The organism is Lysobacter sp. TY2-98, assembly GCF_003367355.1.
In the GTDB taxonomy this organism is placed as follows: Bacteria; Pseudomonadota; Gammaproteobacteria; order Xanthomonadales; family Xanthomonadaceae; genus Cognatilysobacter.
The window spans coordinates 1800643-1823362 of the sequence record NZ_CP031413.1; the positions used below are offsets into that span (position 1 = coordinate 1800643).

Sequence of the window (22720 nt, forward strand, 5' to 3'; positions counted from 1 at the left end):
TATCAGCGCATGACACGTCCCCTTTCGCTTCCGCCCGGCGCGCACGTCTGCCTGCTGCGTCTTTCGGCACTGGGCGACGTCACCCATGTGCTGCCCCTGATCAACACGCTGCGGGCGGGCATTCCCGATGTGCGGATCAGCTGGATCATCGGTCGCGGCGAACGGCGCCTGCTCGACGGACTGCCGGGCGTGGACTTCATCGAATACGACAAGAAGAGCGGACTCGCCGGCATGCGTGTCATCCGACGCGGCTTCGACCGCCCGTTCGATGCACTGCTGCAGATGCAGGTGGCCGCGCGTGCGAATCTGCTGTCGGTGTTCGTGCCGGCGCGTCGGCGCATCGGCTACGACCGCTCGCGCTCGAAGGATCTGCACGGTCTTTTCGTCCGCGAGCGCATCGCCGATCGTCCGGGCATCCATGTGCTCGATGCGATCGGCAGCTTCGCCGAGCCGCTCGGCCTGACGCCACTGCCCGTGCAATGGAACATGCCGGTCCCACGCGAAGCTTTCGACTGGGCCGCCGCGCAGTGGCCCGACGACGGCCGTCGCACGCTGATGATCTCGCCCTGCTCGAGCCACGTGCGCCGCAACTGGCGCAGCGAGCGATACGCCGCAGTGGCCGATCACGCCGCCGAGCGCGGCTGGCGCATCGTGTTGTGCGGCGGCCGCAGCGACCTGGAACGCACGACCGGCGACGCCATCCTCGCCGCGATGAAGCACGAGGCCCTCGACCTGATCGGAAAGGACACGCTGAAGCAGTTGCCCGCTTTGCTATCGCGCGCCGACCTCGTCATGACGCCCGACTCCGGCCCGATGCACATTGCCAACGCGATGGGCACCAAGGTGCTGGGCCTGCACGCCGCGAGCAATCCGCTGCGCAGCGGTCCGTACAGCGACGTGCGCTACTGCGTCGATCGCTACGACGACGCGGCGCGTCGTTATCTCAAGCGACCGGCAAGCGAGATCAAGTGGGGCACGAAGATCGAGTTCGACGACGTCATGGATCTTGTCAGCGTCGACGACGCGATCGCCGCGTTCGAGCGCTACGTCGCCGACAACGCGTGACGCGCGTCAGGCCGACGGCTGACGGTAGTCCTCGTACGACTTCTCCTCGACGTAGGCCGAGCCCAGCGCGAGGTTGATGTCCTTCTTGATTCGGGCGCGCTCGTCGTTCTCGAAGTAGACGGCGCGTGCGAGCCGGATGAACTCGGCGTCGAACGCCTGCCGCTTTTCCTGAACGCGGATGTCGTCCTCGATCTCCCAGAGCCGCTCGTTGACGGCCTTGAGTTCGGCGCGCAGGCGGACGATGTCCTTGCCCGCGGCGGGATGCGCCATCCAGGTCTTTTCCAGCGCCGCCAGCTCCTTGCGGACGTTGGCGAGCTTGGCCTCGTCCTTCATGCGCTCGGACTTGATCTGCAGGATCGCGATCTTGTCCAGCAGCTCGCCGAACGACACCGGCACCAGGATCTCGGACATGGGCAGCCTCGAATTCAGGGGGCGACAGTGTAGCCGCCCTTGTCGGCCGGCCAGCCGGCGCCGTATCATGCACGGCCCAGCGGGACACCGCCGGGCCACCGGAGAGGTGGCAGAGTGGTTGAATGTACCTGACTCGAAATCAGGCGTGCGTTTATAGCGCACCGAGGGTTCGAATCCCTCCCTCTCCGCCAGATTTGAAAGAAGGCTCCCGCGAGGGAGCCTTTTTTTCGTCCGGACCGGACCGTTCCGGCTACGCGAACGGCGCGCGTCAAGCCGCTGATTCCGCCCTCTTCGCCATAACGCCGAAACGCCTTCGTGACGGCCCCCGCCCGCTGAGTGACATTCCGCCTTGCCCTCACCGCGCGCGACACCGATGATTCGGAAAGCCGCCGGCCCTCGCGTGACCCCATGATCGAATACGGACATCTGACCCACGCAGGATTGCGTCGCGAACTCAACGAGGACACGTACTACGCCGATGGCGAACTCGGCCTGTGGCTGGTCGCCGACGGCATGGGCGGCCACGAGTACGGCGAAGTCGCGAGTGCGCTCGCGCGCGACACCATCGTTCGCGAAGTACGCGATGGAACGCCGCTGGCGCAGGCGATCCGCATCGCCGACGAGGACATCATCGCGATGTCGCGCCGTCGCAACGACGCACTGCCGATGGGCACAACGGTCGTTGCGGCGCGCATCAGGGGCGAGCGCTTCGAAGTCGCCTGGGTCGGCGACAGCCGGGTGTACCTGTGGCGCGAAGGCCAGCTGCTGCAGTTGTCCCAGGACCACAGCTACGTGCAGGAACTGATCGCGAACGGCGCGCTGACGCAGGAACAGGCGCGCAGCCACCCGCATCGCAATGTCGTGACGCAGGCACTCGGAGTCACTGATCCGCGCAGCCTCAACGTCGAAACGATGACGGGCGAACTTCGCGCCGGCATGCAGCTGCTGCTGTGCTCGGACGGGTTGACGGAAGAAGTCGACGACCGCGCGATCGCGAAGGTGCTCGCGCGCCAGGACTGCAGCGCGCAGGAGTGTGCGGAGACACTGGTCGCCGCGGCGCTCGACGGCGGCGGCTCGGACAACATCACGGCGGTACTGATCCGCCGCGCGTAAACGTCAGGCCGGCGCGAGCGAGGCGTCGTCGTCGGTCGCGGTTTCCGCCAAGCGATCCCAGATCGCAGCGCCCGCCTTCTTTCGCAGCACCGCAAGACGAGCTTCGTGCGCGGCGAAGTCTTCCGGCGCCACCTGGACGCGTGGACGGGGACGACTCAGATCGATCTCGAACGGCAGCGCATCGCCCGCGGTTTCGGCCGCGGCTTCGCCGAAGCCGAGATCCGTCTGCCCCGATGTCAGGCCGATGTAGACCTCGGCGAGAAGCTGAGCGTCGAGCAGCGCGCCGTGCAATTGCCGATGCGCATTGTCCACACCGAGCCGGCGGCACAGCGCATCGAGCGAATTGCGTTGTCCCGGAAAACGCTTGCGCGCGAGCAGCAGCGTGTCTTCGACGCGGCAGCGCGCACCGATGCTGCCGAAATGCGGCCCGCACAGGCGCAGTTCGTTGTCGAGGAAGCCCACGTCGAAGGCCGCGTTGTGGATGACGAGTTCCGCGCCGTCGATGAACTCGAGGAACTCCTCGATGACTTCCGCGAAACGCGGCTTGTCCGCAAGGAAGTCGAGCGTCAGCCCCGTGACTTCCGATGCACCGGGTTCGAAGTCGACATCGGGATTGAGGTAACGATGGAACGTGCGACCGGTCGGACGACGCTCGACGAACTCCACGCAGCCGATTTCGACAACGCGGCAGCCGCGTTCCCAACTGAGGCCGGTGGTTTCGGTGTCGAGGATGACCTGGCGCATGGCGGAGTCCGGACGTCGTTGCGACTTAGCGTACCGGGCGCGCGTCTCGGAGGCGCGTGCGCGACCGGTGTGCCATCACGATTCGATCGTCGCGCCCTGTTTGATCGCGAGCGCCTGCGCACGCGCAAGCTGATCGACGCGCTCGTTGTCGGGGTCGCCGCTGTGGCCTTTCACCCAATGCCATTCGATGCGATGACGTTGTGTCGCCGCATGCAGTCGTTCCCACAGGTCGCGATTTTTCACTGGATCGCCGCCTGCGGTTTTCCAGTTGCGACGCACCCAACCCGGCATCCATTCGGTGATGCCCTGACGCACGTATTGCGAGTCGGTGTAGAGATCGATGACGCACGGTTCGGTCAGCGTTTCGAGCGCGCGAATCGCCGCCATGAGTTCCATACGGTTGTTCGTGGTGGCCGCCTCGCCGCCCGACAACTCGCGTTCGCGCGCCTTGTAGCGCAGCAGCGCGCCCCAGCCGCCGGGGCCCGGATTACCCAGGCAGGCCCCGTCCGTGTGGATCTGGACGGCCTTGAGCTCGTTCAGGGAGTCGTTCATCGGAAATCGGGCCATGCGCCATTGTGCACGGGCCGCCCTGGCTACCGCTCGTCGGCGCCGTTCCGTACTGGTCAGTATGGCCTCGGCCGCTGGGGAATCAGACATTTAGGTCCGATTGCTCATGGTCTCCGGCCGGTGAGGGGCGGCGATCACGCTCACCGCGGGTTGACGCGCCGGATTCACCTCGGCAAGGTCGCCGCTTCTTCGGGACCAGCACCCTAGCCGTTCAGCGTATTCAGGAGGCCTGCGCTGAGGTGGCACTAACCGACGGAGGTATTTGCCAATGCGATTGCAGCCGCTGCCTGCGCGCGTCGACAACTACATCTGGTTGTTTCGCAACGATCAAGGCCGAGGGCTGGTGGTCGATCCCAGCGAAGCCGACCCGGTGTTCGACGCTGCGAACAACGACGAGTTTTCGCCTTCGGCGATTCTCCTGACGCACCACCACCCCGATCACGTCGCCGGCGCCGCGCCGCTGCTGGATCGCTGGCCCGCTACCCCGGTCTACGGACCGGACGACGATCGCGTCGGTCTCGCGATGGCGCGCCCCGCTGACGGCGACGCCTTCGACATCGGCGACTGGTCCATCCGTGTGCTCCACGTTCCCGGGCACACGCGCACGCACATCGCTTTCTTCGTCGAGACGGCCGGCAACGCGCCGGTGCTGTTCTGCGGCGACACGCTCTTCAGCCTGGGCTGCGGCCGCCTGTTCGAAGGCGACGCCGCGCAGATGGAGGCCTCGTTGGGGAGGCTCGCGGCGTTACCACCCGAAACCCGGGTCTGCTGCGGGCACGAGTACACGCTGGCCAATGCCGCATTCGCGGCGGTGGTCGATCCGGACAACGCGGCGCTCCGGCGCCGCATGAAGGAGGCCAAGACCATGCGAGACGCCAACCAGCCGACCCTGCCGAGCACCCTCGGCGACGAACTCGCCTGCAACCCGTTCCTGCGCTGCGACCAGCCCGCGGTCATCGATGCCGCTGCGCGCCGCCTCGGCCGGGCGCCCGTGGATCGCGTCGAAACCTTCGCGACGCTTCGCGCGTGGAAGGACGGATTCGTCGCATGAACACTCTTCTTATTAAGACGAGTGCGCTCGCACTCGCGACGACCTGTGCGCTCGCATCGAACACGGTCCACGCAGCCGAAACCCGCAACGGTCGCGAGGTGTTCGAACACTTCCGTGCCGGCCTCGCCGAGCCGAGCTGCCCGACGGAGCCGTCGCGCTGGACCAAGCAGTTCTCGCATGCGCCGGAGCGGCTGGCCGACAGCGACTCCGACACCCTGGTCCTCTTCAGCCATGTCGTCGAATCCGTACGCGCCGCGCATTTGCCGAGCGAGTACGCGCTGATCCCGTTCGTCGAGAGCGGCTACAAGCCCAGTGCCCGCAGCGGCGCCGGCCCCGCCGGCCTGTGGCAGATGATCGGCACGACGGCCCGCAACCACGACGTCCCGATGCGTGCCGGCTACGACGGCCGCATGTCGCCGGTCGACTCGACCAAGGCCGCGGTCCGCTACCTCAAGACGCTGCACGGCATGTTCGGCGGCAACTGGCGGCTGGCGGTGATGGCGTACAACGCTGGCGAGTACCGCGTGCTCGGTGCGCTCAAGCGCGCCGGCCAGACCCCACGCTCTGCGGATCCGCAGTCGCTGCGCGGCCTGTCGGGCATCACCACGTCCTACGACGACAAGCTGCACGCGATTTCGTGCGTCATCGCCCGAGCCGAACAGCAGCCGCGCTTCGTGGCCTCGCTGGACCGCCCGGTCCGCGCGCTGGGCACGATCCGCTCGTCCGACGCCATGATCGCGTCGACGTCGGGCCCGGAGCCTGCGGTGCCGGTGAAGGTCGCCTCGCTGCCGGCCATCCTGCTGCCGACGACCGACACCGCCATCCAGGCGCCTGACACCTCGATCATGCCGGCCCCCGCGGCCAACGGCCCGCTGGCGGGCGCGCTCGCCTTTGCGGCGACGACGCCTGTCGCGACAGCCCCGGCGGTCGCCACGACGACGACGGCGACGAACGACAGGACGCCGGGCGCAACGTCGTCCGCCGCCACGCCGACGCCGATCGCGACCGGTGCCCCGGTCGTCGCCATCTCGAACGCACCGCGCCGCCACACGGTGGCCGTCGGCGACAACCTCTGGATCATCGCGCGTCGCTACAGGGTGTCTGTGGCCGACCTGCTCTCGCTCAACGGCCTGAAGGCCGGCAAGCTGCTGGCACCGGGCATGGTCCTCGCGGTCGATTCACTCGCCGCGAAGTAGCCTCGCAGCGCGCGGGCGGGCACACTACGGCGCCCGCCCGCCGCCTGAGCGGGCGCCAGAACGGAGAGCACATGGGTTTCCTGCAGGGCAAGCGCGCACTCATCACGGGCATCGCGAGCCAGCGTTCGATCGCGACCGGCATCGCCGAAGCCATGCGCGCCCAGGGCGCGGAGCTGGCGCTGACCTACCAGAACGACAAGCTCAAGTCGCGCGTCGAAGCCGCCGCCGCCGAGTACGGCAGCGATATCGTGCTTCCGCTCGACGTGACGTCGGACGAGCAGATCGCACAATGCTTCGAAGAGCTTGGTAAGCGTTGGGACGGCTTCGACATTCTCGTCCACTGCATCGCCTACGCCCCGCGTGAAGCGATCGAGGGCGAGTTCCTCGACGGCCTGACCCGCGAGAACTTCGGCATCGCGCACGACATCTCGGCCTACTCGCTGGCGGCGCTCGCCAAGGCGGCGCGTCCGATGATGGCGGGCCGCAACGGTTCGATCCTGACGCTGAGCTACCTGGGCGCCGAACGCGCGCTGCAGAACTACAACGTCATGGGCGTGGCCAAGGCCAGTCTCGAGGCGACGGTGCGCTACCTCGCGCTCAACCTCGGTCCGGAAGGCACGCGCGTCAATGCGATCTCGGCGGGCCCGATCAAGACGCTCGCGGCCGCCGGCATCGCCAACTTCCGCAAGATGCTCCACCACTTCGAGACCTACGCGCCGATGCGGCGCAGCGTCACGATCGAAGACGTCGGCAACACCGCCGCGTTCCTGTGCTCGGACCTCGCGCTGGGCATCACCGGCGAAGTGACGTACGTCGACTCGGGCTACAACATTCTCGGCATGACCGGCATCGGCGACGACGACTGATCGTCGTGATTCTTTTTAATATGCCGCACGAAAAAGCCCGGCCTAAGCCGGGCTTTTTCATTGCACGCGACGCGACGACATTTGGCACCGGAAACGCAAACGGCCCGCTTCCGCGGGCCGTCCGAGTCGCGACTGCAGTCGATGGCTACAGATTCGACTCGTTCACTTCGACCTTGTAGCCATGGCGCAGCGCACGCACCGCCGCGTCGAAATCGACCAGGCCGTGCACCTGCGCGAGCTGGCGGCCGAGCGTCGCGAGATCGCCGCCGGCATCGGCTTCGGTGCCCGGCTTGACCGCATCGACCACGAACACCAGCGCGCGACCGTCCGGCAACACCTTGGCGCCCGCCGCGACCTTGCCCTTCGGCGCGTAGGCGGCGAAGAACGCATCGGTGACGCCCGGCGCCGCCATGTCAGCGTTGCGCGGCACACCCAGCACCGGCTTCGGCTCCGGCAGACCCTGCGCGGCGGCGACCGACGCGAGGGACTGGCCGGCGCGCACCTGCGCGAGCACTGCATCGGCGCGCCGCTGCGCGGCCTTCATCACGCGATCGGCCTGGATCGACGCGATCACGCGATCGCGGACCTCGGCCAGCGTCAGCTGGCGGGCCGCCGAATGCGCCGTCACGCGGAGCAGTACGCTGTGGTTGGTGCCGACGTCGATCGGGTCGGAGACCATGCCCTGACCGATCGCGGTCTCCGAAAACGCCGTGCGCTGGACCATCGGGTGCGCGAGCACGCCCGTGCCCTGCCCGCGTGCGATCGGTCCGGCCGTCAGCACCGGTACGCCGATCAGGCGCGCTGCGGGGCCGAGCGACGAGGGATTTTTCAGCACCGCATCGACGATCTTCGACGTGGTCTCGTTGAACTGGCGCTCGCGACCGGTGTCGGCGAGTTCCTTCTCCAGCGTGGCGCGTGCCTGCTCGAAGGTCTCCTGGTTGCCCTGCTGGATCTGGCGCAACTGGATGACGTGCCAACCGAACTCGGTGCGCACCGGGTCGCTGATCTGCCCCGGCTGCATCGCAAACAGCGTTTTCTCGAACGCCGGTGCCAAGGCGCCCTTGGCGACGAAGCCGAGGTCACCGCCGGCTGCCTTCGAGCCGGTGTCATCGCTGTTGGCACGCGCGAGCGCGGCAAAGTCGGCGCCGGCGGCGCGCGCCTGCGTCGCGAGCTGCGTCGCCTTATCCTTCGCGGCCTTTTCGACCGCCGGGCTCGCACCCGCCGGCACGCTGATCAGGATGTGCGACGCCTGGCGCTGCTCCGGCGCGATGAAGCGCGACTTCTCCTGGTCGTAGCGCTGACGCAGCGCGGCTTCGTCCACCACCGGCGGCGGCAGCGTGCTGGCGTCGAGGTCGACGTACTCGAGCGTGACCGTTTCGGGCGCGCGGTATTCGGTGCCGTGCGCGCGATACCAGCTGTCGATCTCCGCGTTCGTCACCGGTGCGCCATCCGGCGCCGGCGCCGGAAGTTCAACCATCGAGAGGTCACGACGCTCGCCGAGCAGTGCGACCATGCGTTGGATTTCCTTCGGCGTCGCGAATGCCGATGCGCCCACGGTCGTGCGCATGAGCGTCTGCGCCAAGCCGTCACGGATGAGCTGCTCGAACTGCTTTTCATTGCGCGGTGGATTCAACGTGCGCAGCGCGAGGCGGTACTGCTGCATGTCGAACTTGCCGTTCGCCTGGAACGCAGGAATGTTGAGGATTTCCTGCTGCACCATGTGGTTGCTGATCACGATGCCCTGTCGCTTCGCCCACAGCGCCTGCGCACGCTCATCGATCAGATCGTCCAGCACCTTGCGCTTGCTGTCGGCGCTTTCAAATTCGCGCGCGTCGAACTGTGCGCCCTGCTGCTGACGCGCCGCCTGGCGCTCCTGCTCGAAACGTTCGCGGAAATCGCGCTGGGCGACGTCCTCGTGCTGCCAGAGCATCGACACGGGCCAGAACGACGGCGCGCCCGCCCACCACGTCGGCGGTGCGCTGATCGTGGCGACCGGCATTTCGTGCGACTGGCGGAAGTAGTCCTGCACGCCCACGAAGGCGAACGGCACCACGAGCAGGCCGAGCACGACGGTGGCGAACCAGCCGGAGGTCTTGTCGCGAAGGGATTGCAGCATTGCGGGCACGGCGTTGGGCTAAGCCCCACAGTGTAGCCGCTTGCATGCGCCGTGGACGCCCGGGAGACGGGCTGTGATCGCCACCGATCGCGCAAAAGAAAAGCGCCGTTTCCGGCGCTTTTCGAATAATGGCGGAGCGGACGGGACTCGAACCCGCGACCTCCGGCGTGACAGGCCAGCATTCTAACCGACTGAACTACCGCTCCATTTACAGCGACAACCGAAGTTGCCCGCATCCTTCGCGAATAAGCCGCCCGGAGATGCGATCCGGAAAACGAAGGCGCCGCGAGCGGCGCCTTCGAAAGATTGGCGGAGCGGACGGGACTCGAACCCGCGACCTCCGGCGTGACAGGCCAGCATTCTAACCGACTGAACTACCGCTCCGCGCTAAAACTTATTCGCCTGCCGGGCCGCTGCGTGGTGGGTGCTGAGGGTTTCGAACCCCCGACCCTCTCCGTGTAAAGGAGACGCTCTACCACTGAGCTAAGCACCCGGTCTTGTCAGCCGCTACCGGCGCTGGCGGGCGAGCAAATTAGTTTACAGCGTCCTTCAGGGCCTTACCAGCCTTGAACGACGGATTCTTCGACGCCGCGATGTTGATCGTCTCGCCCGTCTTCGGGTTGCGACCCTGGCGCGCAGCGCGCTTGCGCACTTCGAACGTACCGAAGCCAACGAGCGTCACCGTGTCGCCCTTCTTGAGCGTCTTGGTGATGACGCTGACCATCGCGTCGACGGCATTGGCGGCTTCCGTGCGCGACAGTTCGGCGGCGTCAGCGACGGCCGCAACAAAATCGGCTTTATTCATTCTTCTACTCCGTGGGCGGCGTTGAGCCGCGGATGTACTGAGAACCGGACAAACCCCTGACCGGCAGAGTCCCCTGTTCGACTTTCCCCATCATCCCGGATCGGGACATGACGCGGACGGCGGTCGTTATACCAGCGGCTTTGCAACGGGCGCAAGCCGGAAAGCCAGTAATGACGAGGCTTTCCGGCTTGTTTCCGACGTCCGTTACCGCGGTCTCAGTGCGTCACTTCGACGGGCGTGGTGGCGACGGGCGGCTCGTGCACCGGCATCTCCTCCGGCACCGGCGTGGGGGCCGCGGCCGGAGTGATGGGCTGCTCGAGGGCGACGTCCAGCACCTCGTCGATCCACTTCACCGGGACGATCCGCAGGCCCTTGGTCACAGACTTGGGCATGTCGACGAGATCCTTCTTGTTCTCGTCGGGGATGATCACGGTCTTGATGCCGCCACGCAGCGCGGCGAGCAGCTTCTCGCGCAGGCCGCCGATGGCGAGGACACGACCGCGTAGCGTGATTTCGCCGGTCATCGCGACGTCCGCCTTGATCGGATTGCGCGTGAGCAGCGACACCAGGGCCGTGACCATCGCGATACCCGCGGATGGGCCGTCCTTCGGCACCGCGCCTTCGGGTACGTGCACGTGCAGGTCGTGCTTGGTGAGGAAGTCGATGTCGATGCCGAGGCGCTCGGCACGGCCGCGCACGACCGACAGCGCCGCCGACGCCGACTCCTTCATGACATCGCCCAGCTGGCCGGTCAGCAGCATCGCGCCCTTGCCCGGCGCCAGCGCGGCTTCGATCTGCATGAGATCGCCACCGACCTGCGTCCACGCCAGGCCCGTCACCAGGCCGACCTCGCTCTGCTCTTCGGCGCGACCGAAGTCGTACTGGCGCACGCCGAGGTACTTCTCGAGATTCTTCGTGTTGACGATGACAGGCCCCTTTCGGACCTTCGCACCGGCGAGCGCGAGTTCCTTCACGACTTTGCGGCAGATCTTCGCGATCTGACGCTCGAGATTGCGTACGCCCGACTCGCGCGTGTAGTAGCGCACGGTGTCGCGCAGCGCGTCTTCGCTGACCTTGATCTCGTCTTCGCGCAGACCGTTCGCCTTGATCTGCTTCGCCAGCAGGTACCGCTCGGCGATGTTGAGCTTCTCCTCTTCCGTGTAGCCCGGAATGCGGATGACTTCCATGCGGTCGAGCAGCGGACCCGGGATGTTCAGCGAGTTCGACGTCGCGACGAACATCACCTCGGACAGGTCGAGGTCGACCTCCAGGTAGTGATCGTTGAACGCGCTGTTCTGCTCCGGATCGAGCACTTCGAGCAGCGCAGCCGAAGGATCGCCGCGGAAATCCATCGCCATCTTGTCGATTTCGTCGAGCACGAACAGCGGGTTCTTGCTGCCGACCTTGTTGAGGTTCTGCACGATGCGGCCCGGCATCGAACCGACGTAAGTACGCCGATGGCCACGGATCTCGGCTTCGTCGCGCACGCCGCCGAGCGACATGCGTACGAACTTGCGATTCGTCGCCTTCGCGATCGACTGACCGAGCGAGGTCTTGCCCACGCCCGGCGGACCGACAAGACAAAGGATCGGCCCGCGCATCTTCTGCACGCGCGTCTGCACCGCGAGATATTCGAGGATGCGCTCCTTCACTTTTTCGAGGCCGAAGTGATCGGCGTCGAGGACGTCCTGCGCGAGCTTCAGATCCTTGCGCACCTTGCTCTTCTTCTTCCAAGGCACGCCGAGGAGCCAGTCGAGATAGTTGCGCACGACCGCGGATTCCGCCGACATCGGCGACATCTGCTTCAGCTTGTTGAGTTCGGACTTCGCTTTCGCCTCGACATCCTTCGGCATGCCGGCTTCCGCGATCTTGCGCGCAAGCTCGTCGATGTCGTTCGGTGCGTCGTCGAGTTCACCCAGCTCCTTCTGGATGGCCTTCATCTGTTCGTTGAGGTAGTACTCGCGCTGGCTGCGCTCCATCTGCGACTTCACGCGGCCGCGGATGCGCTTTTCCAGCTGCTGCACATCGATCTCGCCATCGACGAACCCCACCAGCATTTCGAGTCGCGCGCCGATGCCATTGGTTTCCAGCAGGCGCTGCTTCTCGGAGATGCGCACCGAAAGGTGCGCGGCGATGGTGTCGGCAAGGCGACCCGGCTCGTCGATGCCCGACAGCGTCTGCATCAGCTCGGGCGGCAGCTTGCGGTTCGACTTCACGTACTGCTCGAACAGGCCGAGCAGCGTGCGCGTCACCGCCTCGAGTTCGCGCTCGTCACGATCGGCATCGGGCTCGATCACGTGCGCACGGCCAAGCAGCGCGCCGTCGCGTTCGGTCACCTTGTCCACGCGTGCACGCGAGACACCTTCGACCAGCACCTTGATGGTGCCGTCCGGCAGCTTCAGCAGCTGCAGAACATGCGCAAGGGTGCCGACCGAATAGAGATCGCCGCCCGACGGGTCGTCCACGTCGGCCGACTTCTGCGCCACCAGCAGGATCCGCTTGTCCGTCTCCATCGCGTGGTCCAGCGCGCGGATCGACTTCTCGCGCCCAACGAACAGCGGGATGACCATGTGCGGAAAGACCACGACGTCGCGGAGCGGCAGGACCGCCAGGTCCAGGTTCTCGCGGGTGGTGGATTCGGTCATTGAGGTGCTCCCGGGGTCATGGCTCCAGTCAGCATGGGACCGTCGCCGAAAAAGGTGCGTGGAGGCCACGCCTGGCCCTTAATGGGGCTCGACAGGGGTGTTGCAAGCGTCATACCACGCCCCGATGCGGCAAACGTGGCTGATTGCTGAGCGCCATCGTCCAGCGGCCGGCGGATTTCTGTCGGCCGGTTCCCGTTGTCCCGCATCGTCACGCGACCGCTCGTCGCCCCCCGTAGCCGGCGCGCGACCCCGCAATGGACGGTGGTTCTTTGCGACGTCCTGAAACGCGAACGGGCGGCCATGGCCGCCCGTCGTGATGCCGAACCGCGATCCGGTTACTCGCCGGATGCGGCCTTCGCGGGCGGTGCAGGCGTCTGGTAGATCAGGTAAGGCTCGGCCTTGTGTTCGATGACCGTCTCGTCGACCACCACCTTGCTGACGTTCTCCTGCGACGGCAGCTCGTACATGGTGTCGAGCAGCACGGACTCGACGATCGTGCGCAGACCGCGTGCACCGGTCTTGCGCTTGAGCGCCTTCTTCGCGATCGCCGACAGCGCGTCCGGACGGAACTCGAGCTCGACGCCCTCCATCTCGAACAGCTTCTTGAACTGCTTCGTGATGGCGTTCTTCGGCTCGGTCAGGATCTTGATCAGCGCGGGTTCGTCCAGCTCCTCGAGCGTCGCAATCACCGGCAGGCGGCCGACGAACTCGGGGATCAGGCCGAACTTGATCAGGTCTTCCGGCTCGACTTCCGCAAGCACCTTGCCGATGTCCGCCTTGCGCTCCTGGCTCTTCACCTTCGCGCCGAAGCCGATGCCACCGGAATCGGTACTGCGCTGCTGGATGATCTTGTCGAGCCCCGCGAACGCACCACCCACGATGAAGAGGATGTTGCGCGTGTCGACCTGCAGGAACTCCTGCTGCGGATGCTTGCGGCCGCCCTGCGGCGGCACGCTGGCAACCGTGCCCTCGATGAGCTTGAGCAGCGCCTGCTGCACGCCCTCGCCCGAGACGTCACGCGTGATCGACGGGTTGTCCGACTTGCGCGAGATCTTGTCGATCTCGTCGATGTAGACGATGCCCTGCTGCGCCTTCTCGACGTCGTAGTCGCACTTCTGCAGCAGCTTCTGGATGATGTTCTCGACGTCCTCGCCGACGTAGCCGGCTTCGGTCAGCGTCGTCGCATCGGCCATGGTGAACGGCACGTTGAGCAGGCGCGCGAGCGTTTCGGCGAGCAGCGTCTTGCCCGAGCCGGTCGGGCCCACCAGCAGGATGTTCGACTTCGCCAGTTCGACGTCGTCGTTGCGCTGGCGGCTTTCGATGCGCTTGTAGTGGTTGTAGACCGCGACGGCGAGCGTGCGCTTGGCGCGCGACTGCCCGATCACGTACTGGTCCAGCACCTCGAGGATCTCGCGCGGCTTCGGCAGGTGACTGCGCGTGGACTGCGCCTTCTCCTGGAGTTCCTCGCGGATGATGTCGTTGCAAAGCTCGACGCATTCATCGCAGATGAACACGCTGGGGCCGGCGATGAGCTTGCGCACCTCGTGCTGGCTCTTCCCGCAGAACGAGCAGTAGAGAATCTTGCTGCTTTCGCCCGTGCGGCCCTGTCGGTCGTCGCTCATGTTCTGCCTGGCTTACCTTGGATCGCAGTGTGGGAGCACACCGCTGAATGGCGGCCCGAGGATAGCACGGCATCCCGCGGCCCTGCGGGGCCCGGGATGCCGGTATTTCGGGAGGATGTGAAGGCGGTCCGCACGCGTTGCGGACGGGTCCTCAAGTCGCCTGGATCGACTCGTCCGGACGACGCTCGAGCACCTGGTCGACCAGGCCGTACTCCTTGGACGCCTGGGCGCTCTTGAAGTTGTCACGCTCGGTGTCGCGGGCAATCGTCTCGATCGGCTGGCCGGTGTGTTTGGCCAGGATCTCGTTGAGGCGCTGACGCAGGGTGAGGATCTCGCGGGCGTGGATGTCGATATCCGTCGCCTGACCCTGGAAGCCACCCAGCGGCTGGTGAATCATCACGCGCGAATTCGGGAGCGCAAAGCGCTTGCCGGCCGCGCCCGACGCAAGGAGCAGCGCGCCCATCGACGCGGCCTGGCCGACGCAGATCGTGCTCACGTCCGGCTTGATGTACTGCATGGTGTCGTAGATCGCCATGCCCGCGGTGACCACGCCACCGGGCGAGTTGATGTACAGGTTGATGTCCTTCTCGGGGTTCTCGGCCTCGAGGAAGAGCATCTGCGCGACGATCACGTTCGCCATGTGGTCGTCGATCGGACCGACCAGAAAGATCACCCGCTCCTTGAGCAGGCGCGAATAGATGTCGTACGCGCGCTCGCCGCGGCTGGTCTGCTCGACCACCATCGGCACGAGATTGAGAGCGTGGGGGCGGTTGTCCATGGGTCCGTGGATCTCTGCTGTGTGTTCGGTCCGACCTAGCGTGGGGCCGGCCGGACCGTCGCACAAGGCCTTACTGGCGGATCGCCTCGGCAAAACTCAGCGACTGTTCGGTGTGCTGGGCGCGCTCGGCGATCCAGTCGATCACCTGCTCTTCCATGACGCGGTTCTGCAGGCTCTGCATCAGGTTCGCGTCGTTGCGGTAAAGCTCGATGACCTGCTGCGGCTCTTCGTAGGTCGACGCGATGAGACGCATCGTCTCGTTCACGCGACGCGGGTCGAGGCGCAGGTCGTTGCGACGCGCGATCTCGCCGACGAGCAGGCCGACCAGCACACGCTTGCGCGCCGGGTCCTGGACCTGCGCGATGACCTCATCGTTCAGCTCGGCCGGCTGGCCCTGGCGACGCGCGTTGTCGACCGCCTGCGCGGCCACGGCGCGGGCTTCGTTCTCGACCAGACGCGGCGGCAGTTCGACGTGCTCGTACGCGGCGATCAGCTGGTCGCCGACTTCGCGACGCAGGCGGTTCATCAGCGCGCCCTTGAGCTCACGCTCGAGGTTGCTGCGAATCTCGGCGCGGAACTGCTCCGGGTCACCGCTCTTCACACCGAAGCTCTTGATGAAGTCGGCATCGATCTCCGGCATCACCGCCTCGGCGACGCGGCTGACCGTGATGTTGACCTGCACGGTGCGCCCGGCGAACTCGGCGACGCGCCAGTCAGCAGGGAAATCGACGTCGAACTGCTTGCTCTCGCCGGCCTTCATTCCGGTGAGCTGCTGTTCAATGGTTTCGAACATCATGCCCGAGCCAATCACGTCGGCGCCGTGCTCGACGCCTTCCGCCGGCACGCGTTGGTCACCGGCCTGGGACCACGTCTGGAATTCGACGAGATCGCCGACCAGCGAACCGCGCTCGACGGTCTGCCAGCTGCGGCGCTGCATGCGCAGGTTCTCGATCATCGTGTCGATGTCAGCGTCGGTGACTTCCGCGGTGTGACGGATGACGTTGAGCTTGGCGACGTCGATATCGCCGAAGTCCGGCACCACTTCGAAATTCGCGACGAACGCAATCTGGCCGTCATCGCCGGTCGAGGGCTCGATGCGCGGCTGACCGGCGATCTGAAGCTTGTTGTCGCTGACGGCGCTGCGGAAGCTGTCGCCGAGCATGCGGTCGAGGATCTCCGAGCGGACCTGGCCGCCGAAACGCTGCTCGATGACCTTTGCCGGCACCTTGCCCGGACGAAAGCCCTTGAGCTTCGCCGTGCGGGCGATCTCGCGCAGGCGCGCGTCGACGGCCGAGTCCAGCTGGTCAGCCGGGAGGCTGAGGGTCATGCGGCGCTCGAGGTTGCCGACGGATTCGACCGAAACTTGCATATCCACTCCTGCGACCGCAGCTCCGCCGCGGCACGTGTCTGACGTTCGGGACGGCGGCGGAAGCGCCGGCCGTCGAGGTTAAGAACGGGATAGTTTGGCGGATCGGGCGGGGCGGCGCCAGCTGGGGTGGCGTTTTGCATGGACAGGCGCTGGCGTGTTCCATGGCCGCCAGGCCGGCCCCCGAGTTCCAACGCCCTGGGCGACACACGCCTCAGCGCTTCGGGATCGGCCAAGGATTCGCCGACGCGTCAGATATGCATCCGCCACTCGGAAGCGCACCGCGGCGGCGGGCGCGAACGCGAACGCGAAGCGGGTGTCATCCCGCGTGACGACGCATTGGCAGCTGTCGCATGCGCATTTCCGTACGGCGTGGTGCGAAAGGCGGGACTCGAACCCGCACGCCTTGCGGCGCTGGAACCTAAATCCAGTGCGTCTACCAATTCCGCCACTTTCGCAACAACGGCAGGCGTCACCTGCCGCAAAAGAAAAAAGCACCCGGCGAACCGGGTGCTTTTCAATTTGGTGGGCCGTCAAGGATTCGAACCTTGGACCTATTGATTAAGAGTCAACTGCTCTACCAACTGAGCTAACGGCCCGTGCTGCAAATCTTACCAGCTATCGCGATTCACGCAACCGCAACAGCGAAACTGGGGTGGCTGAGGGGACTCGAACCCCCGACATCTGGAATCACAATCCAGTACTCTAACCAACTGAGCTACAGCCACCGTAGAACGTTTTTAGTGGCTGCAAACCGCAACAGCTCACCGGCATCTCACTATCGTAACGCGCGGCAGCGCGTTCATCTGCGCCGACGCTGGAACATCACCGCTGCGTGGCGCGCCCGGCAGGAATCGAACCTGCAACCACCGGCTTAGAAGGCCGGTGCTCTATCCGGTTGAGCTACGGGCGCGTATTCCCGAGCAGTTCCGTGAGCAGGTCCGGCAGCGCCGGAATGGTCGGGGCAGAGGGATTCGAACCCCCGACCCTCTGGTCCCAAACCAGATGCGCTACCAGACTGCGCTATGCCCCGGCCGGACCTTCCGTCGCGCGCCAGCGCCGCGAAAGGGTGGGCATTCTCGACTGCGGCCGCCATCGTGTCAATGCGACCACTGGCGTGATCGCGACGCTATGCTCGCTCGATCCCATCCATGCGGAACGACCCGATGCGCAGCGGCAATCCAGCCCTCAAGCCATCCACCTTCCTCGACCTCGGCACCGGCGCACTGGTCGGTTCACCCGACCGCACGATGACGCTGAACGGCACCGTCCACCGGACGGCCATCCTCCTCATCCTTCTGGCCGGCGCGGCGATCTGGCCGTGGACGCGCTTCTTTGCCAATCCCGAGACCATGAACCCGCTGCCGTTCCTCGTCGCGGGCGGACTCGGCGGCTTCATCGTCGCGATGGTCACGATCTTCAAGAAGTCGTGGGCGCCGTACACGGCCCCCGTCTACGCTGTACTCGAAGGCCTGTTCATCGGCACGATCTCGGCGGTGTTCGAAGCGCGCTATCCGGGCATCGTGATCCAGGCGGTCGGGCTCACCTTCGGCACGCTCGCCGCGCTGCTGATGGCCTATCGCAGCGGCCTGATCCGCGCGACCGAGAACTTCAAACTCGGGATCGTCGCGGCCACGGGTGCGATCGCACTGCTCTACCTCGTCAACATCGTCGCGCGCCTGCTCGGCTTCTCGGGCCTCGGCTTCATCCACGAGAGCGGCACGATCGGCATCCTGTTCTCGCTGTTCGTCGTCGGCATTGCGGCATTGAATCTCGTGCTCGACTTCGACTTCATCGAGCAGGGCGTCGAACAGCGCGCGCCGAAGTACATGGAGTGGTACGGCGCATTCGGCCTGCTTGTGACACTGGTCTGGCTCTATCTCGAGATGCTGCGCCTGCTGTCGAAGCTTTCGCGACGCTGATCCACCGCGCATAAAAAGGGCCGCCTTTCGGCGGCCTTTTTCTTTGCGGCAACGACACGGTCAGATGCGACGCGCGATCGCCTCGGCGAACGTGGTCGTCGTGCCGGTCCCACCGAGATCCGGCGTCAGCGAGTCCTTCGCTTCGAGCGTCGCGATGATCGCCTTGCGCAGGCGTTCGGCCTCTTCGACCTTGCCGAGGTGGTCCAGCATCTGCGCGGCGCCAAGCAGCAGCGCGCACGGGTTGGCCTTGCCCTGCCCCGCGATATCCGGCGCGGTGCCGTGCACGGCTTCGAAGATCGCCGCGTCGGTGCCGATGTTCGCGCCCGGCGCAAGGCCGAGGCCGCCAACCAGGCCGGCGCAGAGGTCCGAAATGATGTCGCCGAACAGGTTCGTGGTGACGATGACGTCGAACTGCTCCGGCTTCATGACCAGCTGCATGCAGCAGTTGTCCACGATCATCTCGTTGCATTCGATATCGGGATATTCCTGCGCGACGATGCGGGCCGTCTTGAGGAACAGGCCGGACGTCGACTTCAGGATGTTCGCCTTGTGCACGACGGTCACCTTCTTGCGACCGGTGCGGCGGGCGAGCTCGAACGCATAGCGCACAATGCGCTCGGAGCCGCGGCGCGTGACCTTCTGCGTCAGCAGGGCGGTCTCGCCGTCTTCGCTCACCGACTGGCCTTCACCGATGTACGCGCCCTCGGTGTTCTCACGGACGGTGATCAGGTCGACACCCGATGCGAAGCGCGACTTGGTGTTCGGGAACGACTTGGCCGGACGCACATTGGCGTACAGGTCGAAGCGCTTGCGCAGCTCGACATTGATCGACGAGAAGCCCTCGCCGACGGGCGTGGTCAGCGGGCTCTTCAGCGCGATGCGGTTCTTGCGGATCGAGTCCATCGTGGCGGCCGGCAGCAGCTCGCCGGTCTTCTCGAAGGCGACGAGGCCGGCGTCGGCGAATTCGTAGGACAGGCCCAGGTTCATCGAGTCGAGAACCTTGAGCGTGGCATCCATGATTTCCGGGCCGATGCCGTCGCCGCGGATGACCGTGATCGTTTGCGTCATTTCTGATTTCCGGGAAATGGCGGCCGAACGTGGCTGTACGGCGCCGAATTGAGCCGCCCATTATGCCGAAGGCCCGGGTTCAGCGCCCGGGCCCTCGTCGCAAACGGCCGCCGTGCGCGGCTCAGCCGTGGTCGTGCGCGGCCGGTGCGCCCTCGCCCTGCTCCAGTCGGTCGAGGAAGTCGACGGCACGGCGCAGGTGCGGGATGACGATGGAGCCGCCCACCACCAGCCCGACCGAAAACGCCTCGAACATCTCGTCGCGATTGACGCCCGCTTCCTTGCACTGGGCGACGTGGTAGCTGATGCAGTCGTCGCAGCGCAGCACCATCGACGCGACCAGGCCCAGCAGCTCCTTGGTCTTCACGTCGAGCGCGCCGGCCTGGTAGGTCTGCGTGTCGAGCGCGAAGAAGCGGCGGACGACCTGGTTCGGCTCGGCGAGGATCCGCTCGTTCATGCGCTTGCGGAAGGCGGTGAACTCGGCGACGCGGTCCTTCTCGGTGCCGGTGCTCATGCGCGGCCCTCGAGCAGCGGCTCGAGCCCACCCTTGCGGTGCAGCGCGATCATGTCGTCGTAGCCGCCGACATGGGTCTCGTTGATGAAGATCTGCGGCACGCTGGTGCGGCCGGTCGTCGCCACCATCTTCTGCCGCTCGGCGGGATCCATGTCGATGCGGACTTCGGTCCACGTCTGGCCCTTGCTCTGCAGGAAGTTCTTCGCCGCCACGCAGTACGGGCAAACGGCGGTGGAATAGATGACGATGTTGGCGCTGCTCAAGACGGTTCTCCCGGAGATCGACCGAACTATGGCTGCCCCTTCCCGGCATTTCCACCCCGGGCACTGGAACACAGCGATGGAACGAACGGCCGTCGCGCGGGTCGAACCTGCGACTTAACACGCGATTCACGCCGTCCGGCCGCTACCGCGGCATGCTCGCGATGCGCGGCACGGGCCGCGCCCCCAGGGGACTTCCGCTTTGCGTCGCATCTCGCTGCTCACCGCTGCTCTCGTCGTCGCCCTCGGCGCGCTGCCTGTCGCCGCGCAGGAAAGCCGACTGCCGGACATCGGCTCGTCCGCGGGCGAACTGATCACGCCCGCACAGGAATCCGCCTACGGCGCGATGACGCTCGCACAGCTGCGTCATTACGACTACGTGCTGGAAGACCCACTGATCGACAGCTGGCTGGACACGCTCGGACACCGCCTTGCCGGCGCCAGCGATGATGCGAAGCGCAGCTATACGTTCTTCATGCTGCGCGAGCGCGAGATCAACGCGTTCGCGACGTTGGGTGGCTACGTCGGCGTCAATTCCGGGCTGGTGCTCGCCGCCGATCGCGAGGACGAAGTCGCCGGCGTACTCGCGCACGAGATCTCGCACATCACGCAGCAGCACGTGCTGCGCGCCGTCGAAAAGCAGAAGCAGGACCAGTTGCCGACCTTGCTCGCCATGCTCGGCGCGATCGTGATCGCGCAGCAGGCCCACGGCAATTCAGCCGATGACGCCGCGCAAGCCGCGATGGTGACGGCGATGGGCCTGGCGCAGCAGCGCGCGATCAACTACACGCGCGCCAGCGAATCCGAGGCGGACCGCGTCGGCATGCAGGTGCTCGCGCGCAGTCATTTCGATCCGCGCGGCATGGCGGATTTCTTCAGCAAGCTGCAGGCGCGCATGCGCACCAACGAAGCGACCGCCGACGGCGAGAGCTACGACTACCTGCGCAGCCATCCGATGACGCTCACGCGCATCACCGAAGCCAAGGAGCGCGCGGAACGCCTGCGCGCGCAGCCGACCTACAGCGGCAGCTTTGCCACGGACAATCCGCTGCTGCCCGGCGGTATGCGCGTCGACGCCAGCGCCGGTACCGGCCCGACCGGCCTGTTCGACTACGCCCGCGAGCGGCTGCGCGTCATGAGCGCGCCGACGCCGGTCGAGGCCGTGCACGAATACGACGGCCTGCGCCATTCGCGTGCGCTCAACGACGCCGAACAGTACGGGCTGGCTGTTGCCTATCTGCAGGCCGGTCAGGCGAAGTCGGCCCTGCCGCTGCTCACTGCCGTCACCGGCAAGCGTCCGGGCGACATCTGGCCACAGCTGGCCCTGGCCGAGGCCGAAGCCGCGACCGGCAACGGTGCCGACGCCGATGTGCGCTTCGAGGCGATGGTCAAAAAAGCGCCCACCAGCCCGGGGGTCGTGCTGACCTACGCCAAGGTGCTGGGCGAACGTGGCAGCGCGGCCGCCGGCAAGCGCGCGCAGGCGATCCTGCGGCCGCTGATGGCCACGCTGTCGGATGACCCGGTGTTCCAGCGCACCTTCGCGCGCGCCAGCGAACTGGCCGGTGACCCGGTCCGCGCGGGCGAAGCGCATGCCGAGGCCGCCTACCTCAGCGGCCGCCCCGAACTGGCGCTGGCCCAGCTGAACAACCTCAAGAAGCGCGACGACCTCGACTACTACGCCCGTTCGCGCATCGACGCCCGCATTGCGGCGATCACCCCGACCGTGCTCGAGCTCAAACGCCAGGGCGTCCGCGACGACGACCTCAAGCGCTGATCTCCGCCGCTGTCACAGCGATGTAACCAAACGGTAGTGTAGTGCCGGCATCCGATGGACTCCGGTGGCCGCGTGCACAAACGCATCCTGATCGTCGAAGACGAGCCTGCGATCCGCGACATGGTCGCCTTCGCCCTGCGCAAGGGCGAGTTCGATCCGATCCATGCCGGCGACGCCCGGCAGGCGCAGGAAGCGATCGCCGACCGCGTCCCCGACCTGATCCTGCTCGACTGGATGCTGCCCGGCACCAGCGGCCTCGACCTCGCCCGCCGCTGGCGTCGCGAGGCGCTGACCCGCGAAGTCCCGATCATCATGCTCACCGCGCGCGGCGAGGAGAACGATCGCGTCGGCGGACTCGAAGCCGGCGTCGACGATTACGTCGTCAAGCCGTTTTCCGCCCGCGAACTGCTCGCCCGCATCCGCGCCGTGCTGCGACGCACCCGCGAGGACGACGAGGACGGCTCGATCACGGTCGGCACGCTGCGCATCGACGGGGCGGCGCATCGCGTGCTTGCCCGGTCGGATGCCGGCGAACAGCCCGTGCAGATCGGCCCAACCGAATACCGCCTGCTGCACTTCTTCATGACGCATCCCGACCGCGTGTACTCGCGATCGCAGCTGCTCGACCACGTCTGGGGCGGCTCGGTCTACGTCGAGGAACGCACGATTGACGTGCACATCCGCCGCCTGCGCAAGACGCTGGAGCCGTTCGGCCTGGACGGCATGGTGCAGACCGTGCGCGGCGCGGGTTACCGGTTCTCCGCCTCGCCCGAACTCTGAGTCGTGGCGGCGGTGCGCCACGCCGCGGCCGGCCGACGGCCGTCGCCGTTTAGACTGCAC

General features: G+C 66.3%; 20 protein-coding genes and 9 tRNA genes. 9 read left to right on the forward strand and 20 right to left on the reverse strand.

Annotated elements, in window-relative coordinates; genetic code table 11:
- Positions 1-9 precede the first annotated feature (9 nt).
- Positions 10-1065: a glycosyltransferase family 9 protein gene (locus tag DWG18_RS08600; RefSeq protein ID WP_162823773.1), complete on the forward strand. Its 1056-nt coding sequence runs from the start codon at positions 10-12 to the stop codon at positions 1063-1065.
- A gap of 6 nt (positions 1066-1071) precedes the next feature.
- Here the strand turns inward: DWG18_RS08600 and DWG18_RS08605 are convergent, their stop codons facing one another.
- Complete coding sequence (locus DWG18_RS08605) at positions 1072-1476, reverse strand: DUF6165 family protein (protein ID WP_115646820.1); 405 nt, start codon at positions 1474-1476, stop codon at positions 1072-1074.
- Positions 1477-1576: 100 nt separating this feature from the next.
- On the opposite strand from DWG18_RS08605, the gene DWG18_RS08610 reads away from it, so the two are divergent.
- Both DWG18_RS08610 and DWG18_RS08615 read left to right on the forward strand, forming a co-directional pair.
- Positions 1577-1667: transfer RNA gene (locus tag DWG18_RS08610), tRNA-Ser, on the forward strand.
- Positions 1668-1884: 217 nt separating this feature from the next.
- Positions 1885-2589: a protein phosphatase 2C domain-containing protein gene (locus DWG18_RS08615; protein WP_115646821.1), complete on the forward strand. Its 705-nt coding sequence runs from the start codon at positions 1885-1887 to the stop codon at positions 2587-2589.
- 3 nt (positions 2590-2592) lie between these two features.
- Here the strand turns inward: DWG18_RS08615 and dnaQ are convergent, their stop codons facing one another.
- Both dnaQ and rnhA read right to left on the reverse strand, forming a co-directional pair.
- On the reverse strand, positions 2593-3333 hold the full coding sequence (dnaQ, locus tag DWG18_RS08620; RefSeq protein WP_115646822.1) for a DNA polymerase III subunit epsilon: 741 nt from the start codon (positions 3331-3333) through the stop codon (positions 2593-2595).
- A 75-nt stretch (positions 3334-3408) separates the two neighbouring features.
- A complete protein-coding gene (rnhA, locus tag DWG18_RS08625) occupies positions 3409-3885 on the reverse strand; it encodes a ribonuclease HI (protein ID WP_115646823.1) in 477 nt (158 codons plus the stop codon).
- A gap of 283 nt (positions 3886-4168) precedes the next feature.
- On the opposite strand from rnhA, the gene gloB reads away from it, so the two are divergent.
- The 3 genes from gloB to DWG18_RS08640 all read left to right on the forward strand — a co-directional run bounded on the left by gloB (position 4169) and on the right by DWG18_RS08640 (position 7013).
- Positions 4169-4951: a hydroxyacylglutathione hydrolase gene (gene gloB, locus DWG18_RS08630; protein ID WP_115646824.1), complete on the forward strand. Its 783-nt coding sequence runs from the start codon at positions 4169-4171 to the stop codon at positions 4949-4951.
- The gene (locus DWG18_RS08635; protein WP_240318494.1) at positions 4948-6147 is read left to right on the forward strand and encodes a transglycosylase SLT domain-containing protein; all 1200 of its coding nucleotides are present in this window, start codon (positions 4948-4950) and stop codon (positions 6145-6147) included. Before gloB ends, DWG18_RS08635 begins: the two co-directional genes overlap by 4 nt.
- Positions 6148-6218: 71 nt before the next feature.
- The gene (locus tag DWG18_RS08640; RefSeq protein ID WP_115646825.1) at positions 6219-7013 is read left to right on the forward strand and encodes an enoyl-ACP reductase; all 795 of its coding nucleotides are present in this window, start codon (positions 6219-6221) and stop codon (positions 7011-7013) included.
- 145 nt (positions 7014-7158) lie between these two features.
- On the opposite strand, the gene DWG18_RS08645 is transcribed toward DWG18_RS08640, so the two are convergent.
- The 14 genes from DWG18_RS08645 to DWG18_RS08710 form a co-directional block, all read right to left on the reverse strand.
- Positions 7159-9129, reverse strand: a complete 1971-nt coding sequence (locus DWG18_RS08645; protein ID WP_115646826.1) for a peptidylprolyl isomerase — start codon at positions 9127-9129, stop codon at positions 7159-7161.
- A gap of 129 nt (positions 9130-9258) precedes the next feature.
- A tRNA-Asp gene (locus DWG18_RS08650) sits at positions 9259-9335 on the reverse strand.
- Positions 9336-9436: 101 nt separating this feature from the next.
- Positions 9437-9513: transfer RNA gene (locus DWG18_RS08655), tRNA-Asp, on the reverse strand.
- Between the two features lie 34 nt (positions 9514-9547).
- Positions 9548-9622 (reverse strand) — tRNA-Val (locus DWG18_RS08660).
- 39 nt (positions 9623-9661) lie between these two features.
- Positions 9662-9934, reverse strand: coding sequence for an HU family DNA-binding protein (locus tag DWG18_RS08665; RefSeq protein WP_115646827.1), 273 nt, complete (start codon positions 9932-9934; stop codon positions 9662-9664).
- 215 nt (positions 9935-10149) lie between these two features.
- A complete protein-coding gene (gene lon / locus DWG18_RS08670) occupies positions 10150-12579 on the reverse strand; it encodes an endopeptidase La (RefSeq protein ID WP_115646828.1) in 2430 nt (809 codons plus the stop codon).
- A gap of 335 nt (positions 12580-12914) precedes the next feature.
- On the reverse strand, positions 12915-14201 hold the full coding sequence (gene clpX, locus DWG18_RS08675) for an ATP-dependent Clp protease ATP-binding subunit ClpX (protein ID WP_115646829.1): 1287 nt from the start codon (positions 14199-14201) through the stop codon (positions 12915-12917).
- Between the two features lie 151 nt (positions 14202-14352).
- Complete coding sequence (clpP, locus tag DWG18_RS08680; protein ID WP_115646830.1) at positions 14353-14979, reverse strand: ATP-dependent Clp endopeptidase proteolytic subunit ClpP; 627 nt, start codon at positions 14977-14979, stop codon at positions 14353-14355.
- A 70-nt stretch (positions 14980-15049) separates the two neighbouring features.
- Positions 15050-16348 carry a trigger factor gene (tig, locus tag DWG18_RS08685; protein ID WP_115648108.1) on the reverse strand — a complete coding sequence of 433 codons (1299 nt, stop codon included), beginning with the start codon at positions 16346-16348 and terminating at the stop codon, positions 15050-15052.
- 370 nt (positions 16349-16718) lie between these two features.
- A tRNA-Leu gene (locus DWG18_RS08690) sits at positions 16719-16803 on the reverse strand.
- Positions 16804-16868: 65 nt separating this feature from the next.
- A tRNA-Lys gene (locus DWG18_RS08695) sits at positions 16869-16944 on the reverse strand.
- A 52-nt stretch (positions 16945-16996) separates the two neighbouring features.
- Positions 16997-17073: transfer RNA gene (locus tag DWG18_RS08700), tRNA-His, on the reverse strand.
- A 108-nt stretch (positions 17074-17181) separates the two neighbouring features.
- Positions 17182-17258: transfer RNA gene (locus DWG18_RS08705), tRNA-Arg, on the reverse strand.
- A 43-nt stretch (positions 17259-17301) separates the two neighbouring features.
- Positions 17302-17378: transfer RNA gene (locus DWG18_RS08710), tRNA-Pro, on the reverse strand.
- A gap of 133 nt (positions 17379-17511) precedes the next feature.
- Between DWG18_RS08710 and DWG18_RS08715 the strand changes: the two genes are divergently transcribed.
- Positions 17512-18267, forward strand: a complete 756-nt coding sequence (locus DWG18_RS08715; protein ID WP_115648109.1) for a Bax inhibitor-1/YccA family protein — start codon at positions 17512-17514, stop codon at positions 18265-18267.
- A 60-nt stretch (positions 18268-18327) separates the two neighbouring features.
- On the opposite strand, the gene DWG18_RS08720 is transcribed toward DWG18_RS08715, so the two are convergent.
- The 3 genes from DWG18_RS08720 to grxC form a co-directional block, all read right to left on the reverse strand.
- Positions 18328-19335 carry an isocitrate dehydrogenase gene (locus tag DWG18_RS08720; protein WP_115646831.1) on the reverse strand — a complete coding sequence of 336 codons (1008 nt, stop codon included), beginning with the start codon at positions 19333-19335 and terminating at the stop codon, positions 18328-18330.
- Between the two features lie 121 nt (positions 19336-19456).
- Positions 19457-19846, reverse strand: coding sequence for a carboxymuconolactone decarboxylase family protein (locus tag DWG18_RS08725; RefSeq protein ID WP_115646832.1), 390 nt, complete (start codon positions 19844-19846; stop codon positions 19457-19459).
- Positions 19843-20109: a glutaredoxin 3 gene (gene grxC, locus DWG18_RS08730; protein ID WP_240318495.1), complete on the reverse strand. Its 267-nt coding sequence runs from the start codon at positions 20107-20109 to the stop codon at positions 19843-19845. The genes DWG18_RS08725 and grxC overlap by 4 nt, the downstream gene beginning before the upstream one ends.
- Positions 20110-20308: 199 nt before the next feature.
- On the opposite strand from grxC, the gene DWG18_RS08735 reads away from it, so the two are divergent.
- Positions 20309-21880 (forward strand): M48 family metalloprotease, encoded by a 1572-nt coding sequence (locus tag DWG18_RS08735; RefSeq protein WP_115646833.1) that lies wholly within the window; start codon positions 20309-20311, stop codon positions 21878-21880.
- A 72-nt stretch (positions 21881-21952) separates the two neighbouring features.
- Positions 21953-22660 (forward strand): phosphate regulon transcriptional regulator PhoB, encoded by a 708-nt coding sequence (phoB, locus tag DWG18_RS08740; protein WP_115648111.1) that lies wholly within the window; start codon positions 21953-21955, stop codon positions 22658-22660.
- Positions 22661-22720 lie beyond the last annotated feature (60 nt).

Bases quoted from the DNA above. Each gene is read 5' to 3' on its own strand.
- DWG18_RS08715 (WP_115648109.1), top strand. From the start codon at position 17,512: ATGCGCAGCGGCAATCCAGCCCTCAAGCCATCCACCTTCCTCGACCTC.
- DWG18_RS08615 (WP_115646821.1), top strand. From the start codon at position 1,885: ATGATCGAATACGGACATCTGACCCACGCAGGATTGCGTCGCGAACTC.
- DWG18_RS08720 (WP_115646831.1), bottom strand. From the start codon at position 19,335: ATGACGCAAACGATCACGGTCATCCGCGGCGACGGCATCGGCCCGGAA.
- DWG18_RS08635 (WP_240318494.1), top strand. From the start codon at position 4,948: ATGAACACTCTTCTTATTAAGACGAGTGCGCTCGCACTCGCGACGACC.
- lon (WP_115646828.1), bottom strand. From the start codon at position 12,579: ATGACCGAATCCACCACCCGCGAGAACCTGGACCTGGCGGTCCTGCCG.
- gloB (WP_115646824.1), top strand. From the start codon at position 4,169: ATGCGATTGCAGCCGCTGCCTGCGCGCGTCGACAACTACATCTGGTTG.
- tig (WP_115648108.1), bottom strand. From the start codon at position 16,348: ATGCAAGTTTCGGTCGAATCCGTCGGCAACCTCGAGCGCCGCATGACC.
- dnaQ (WP_115646822.1), bottom strand. From the start codon at position 3,333: ATGCGCCAGGTCATCCTCGACACCGAAACCACCGGCCTCAGTTGGGAA.
- DWG18_RS08600 (WP_162823773.1), top strand. From the start codon at position 10: ATGACACGTCCCCTTTCGCTTCCGCCCGGCGCGCACGTCTGCCTGCTG.
- DWG18_RS08605 (WP_115646820.1), bottom strand. From the start codon at position 1,476: ATGTCCGAGATCCTGGTGCCGGTGTCGTTCGGCGAGCTGCTGGACAAG.
- DWG18_RS08725 (WP_115646832.1), bottom strand. From the start codon at position 19,846: ATGAGCACCGGCACCGAGAAGGACCGCGTCGCCGAGTTCACCGCCTTC.
- DWG18_RS08640 (WP_115646825.1), top strand. From the start codon at position 6,219: ATGGGTTTCCTGCAGGGCAAGCGCGCACTCATCACGGGCATCGCGAGC.
- clpX (WP_115646829.1), bottom strand. From the start codon at position 14,201: ATGAGCGACGACCGACAGGGCCGCACGGGCGAAAGCAGCAAGATTCTC.
- clpP (WP_115646830.1), bottom strand. From the start codon at position 14,979: ATGGACAACCGCCCCCACGCTCTCAATCTCGTGCCGATGGTGGTCGAG.
- DWG18_RS08645 (WP_115646826.1), bottom strand. From the start codon at position 9,129: ATGCTGCAATCCCTTCGCGACAAGACCTCCGGCTGGTTCGCCACCGTC.
- DWG18_RS08665 (WP_115646827.1), bottom strand. From the start codon at position 9,934: ATGAATAAAGCCGATTTTGTTGCGGCCGTCGCTGACGCCGCCGAACTG.
- rnhA (WP_115646823.1), bottom strand. From the start codon at position 3,885: ATGAACGACTCCCTGAACGAGCTCAAGGCCGTCCAGATCCACACGGAC.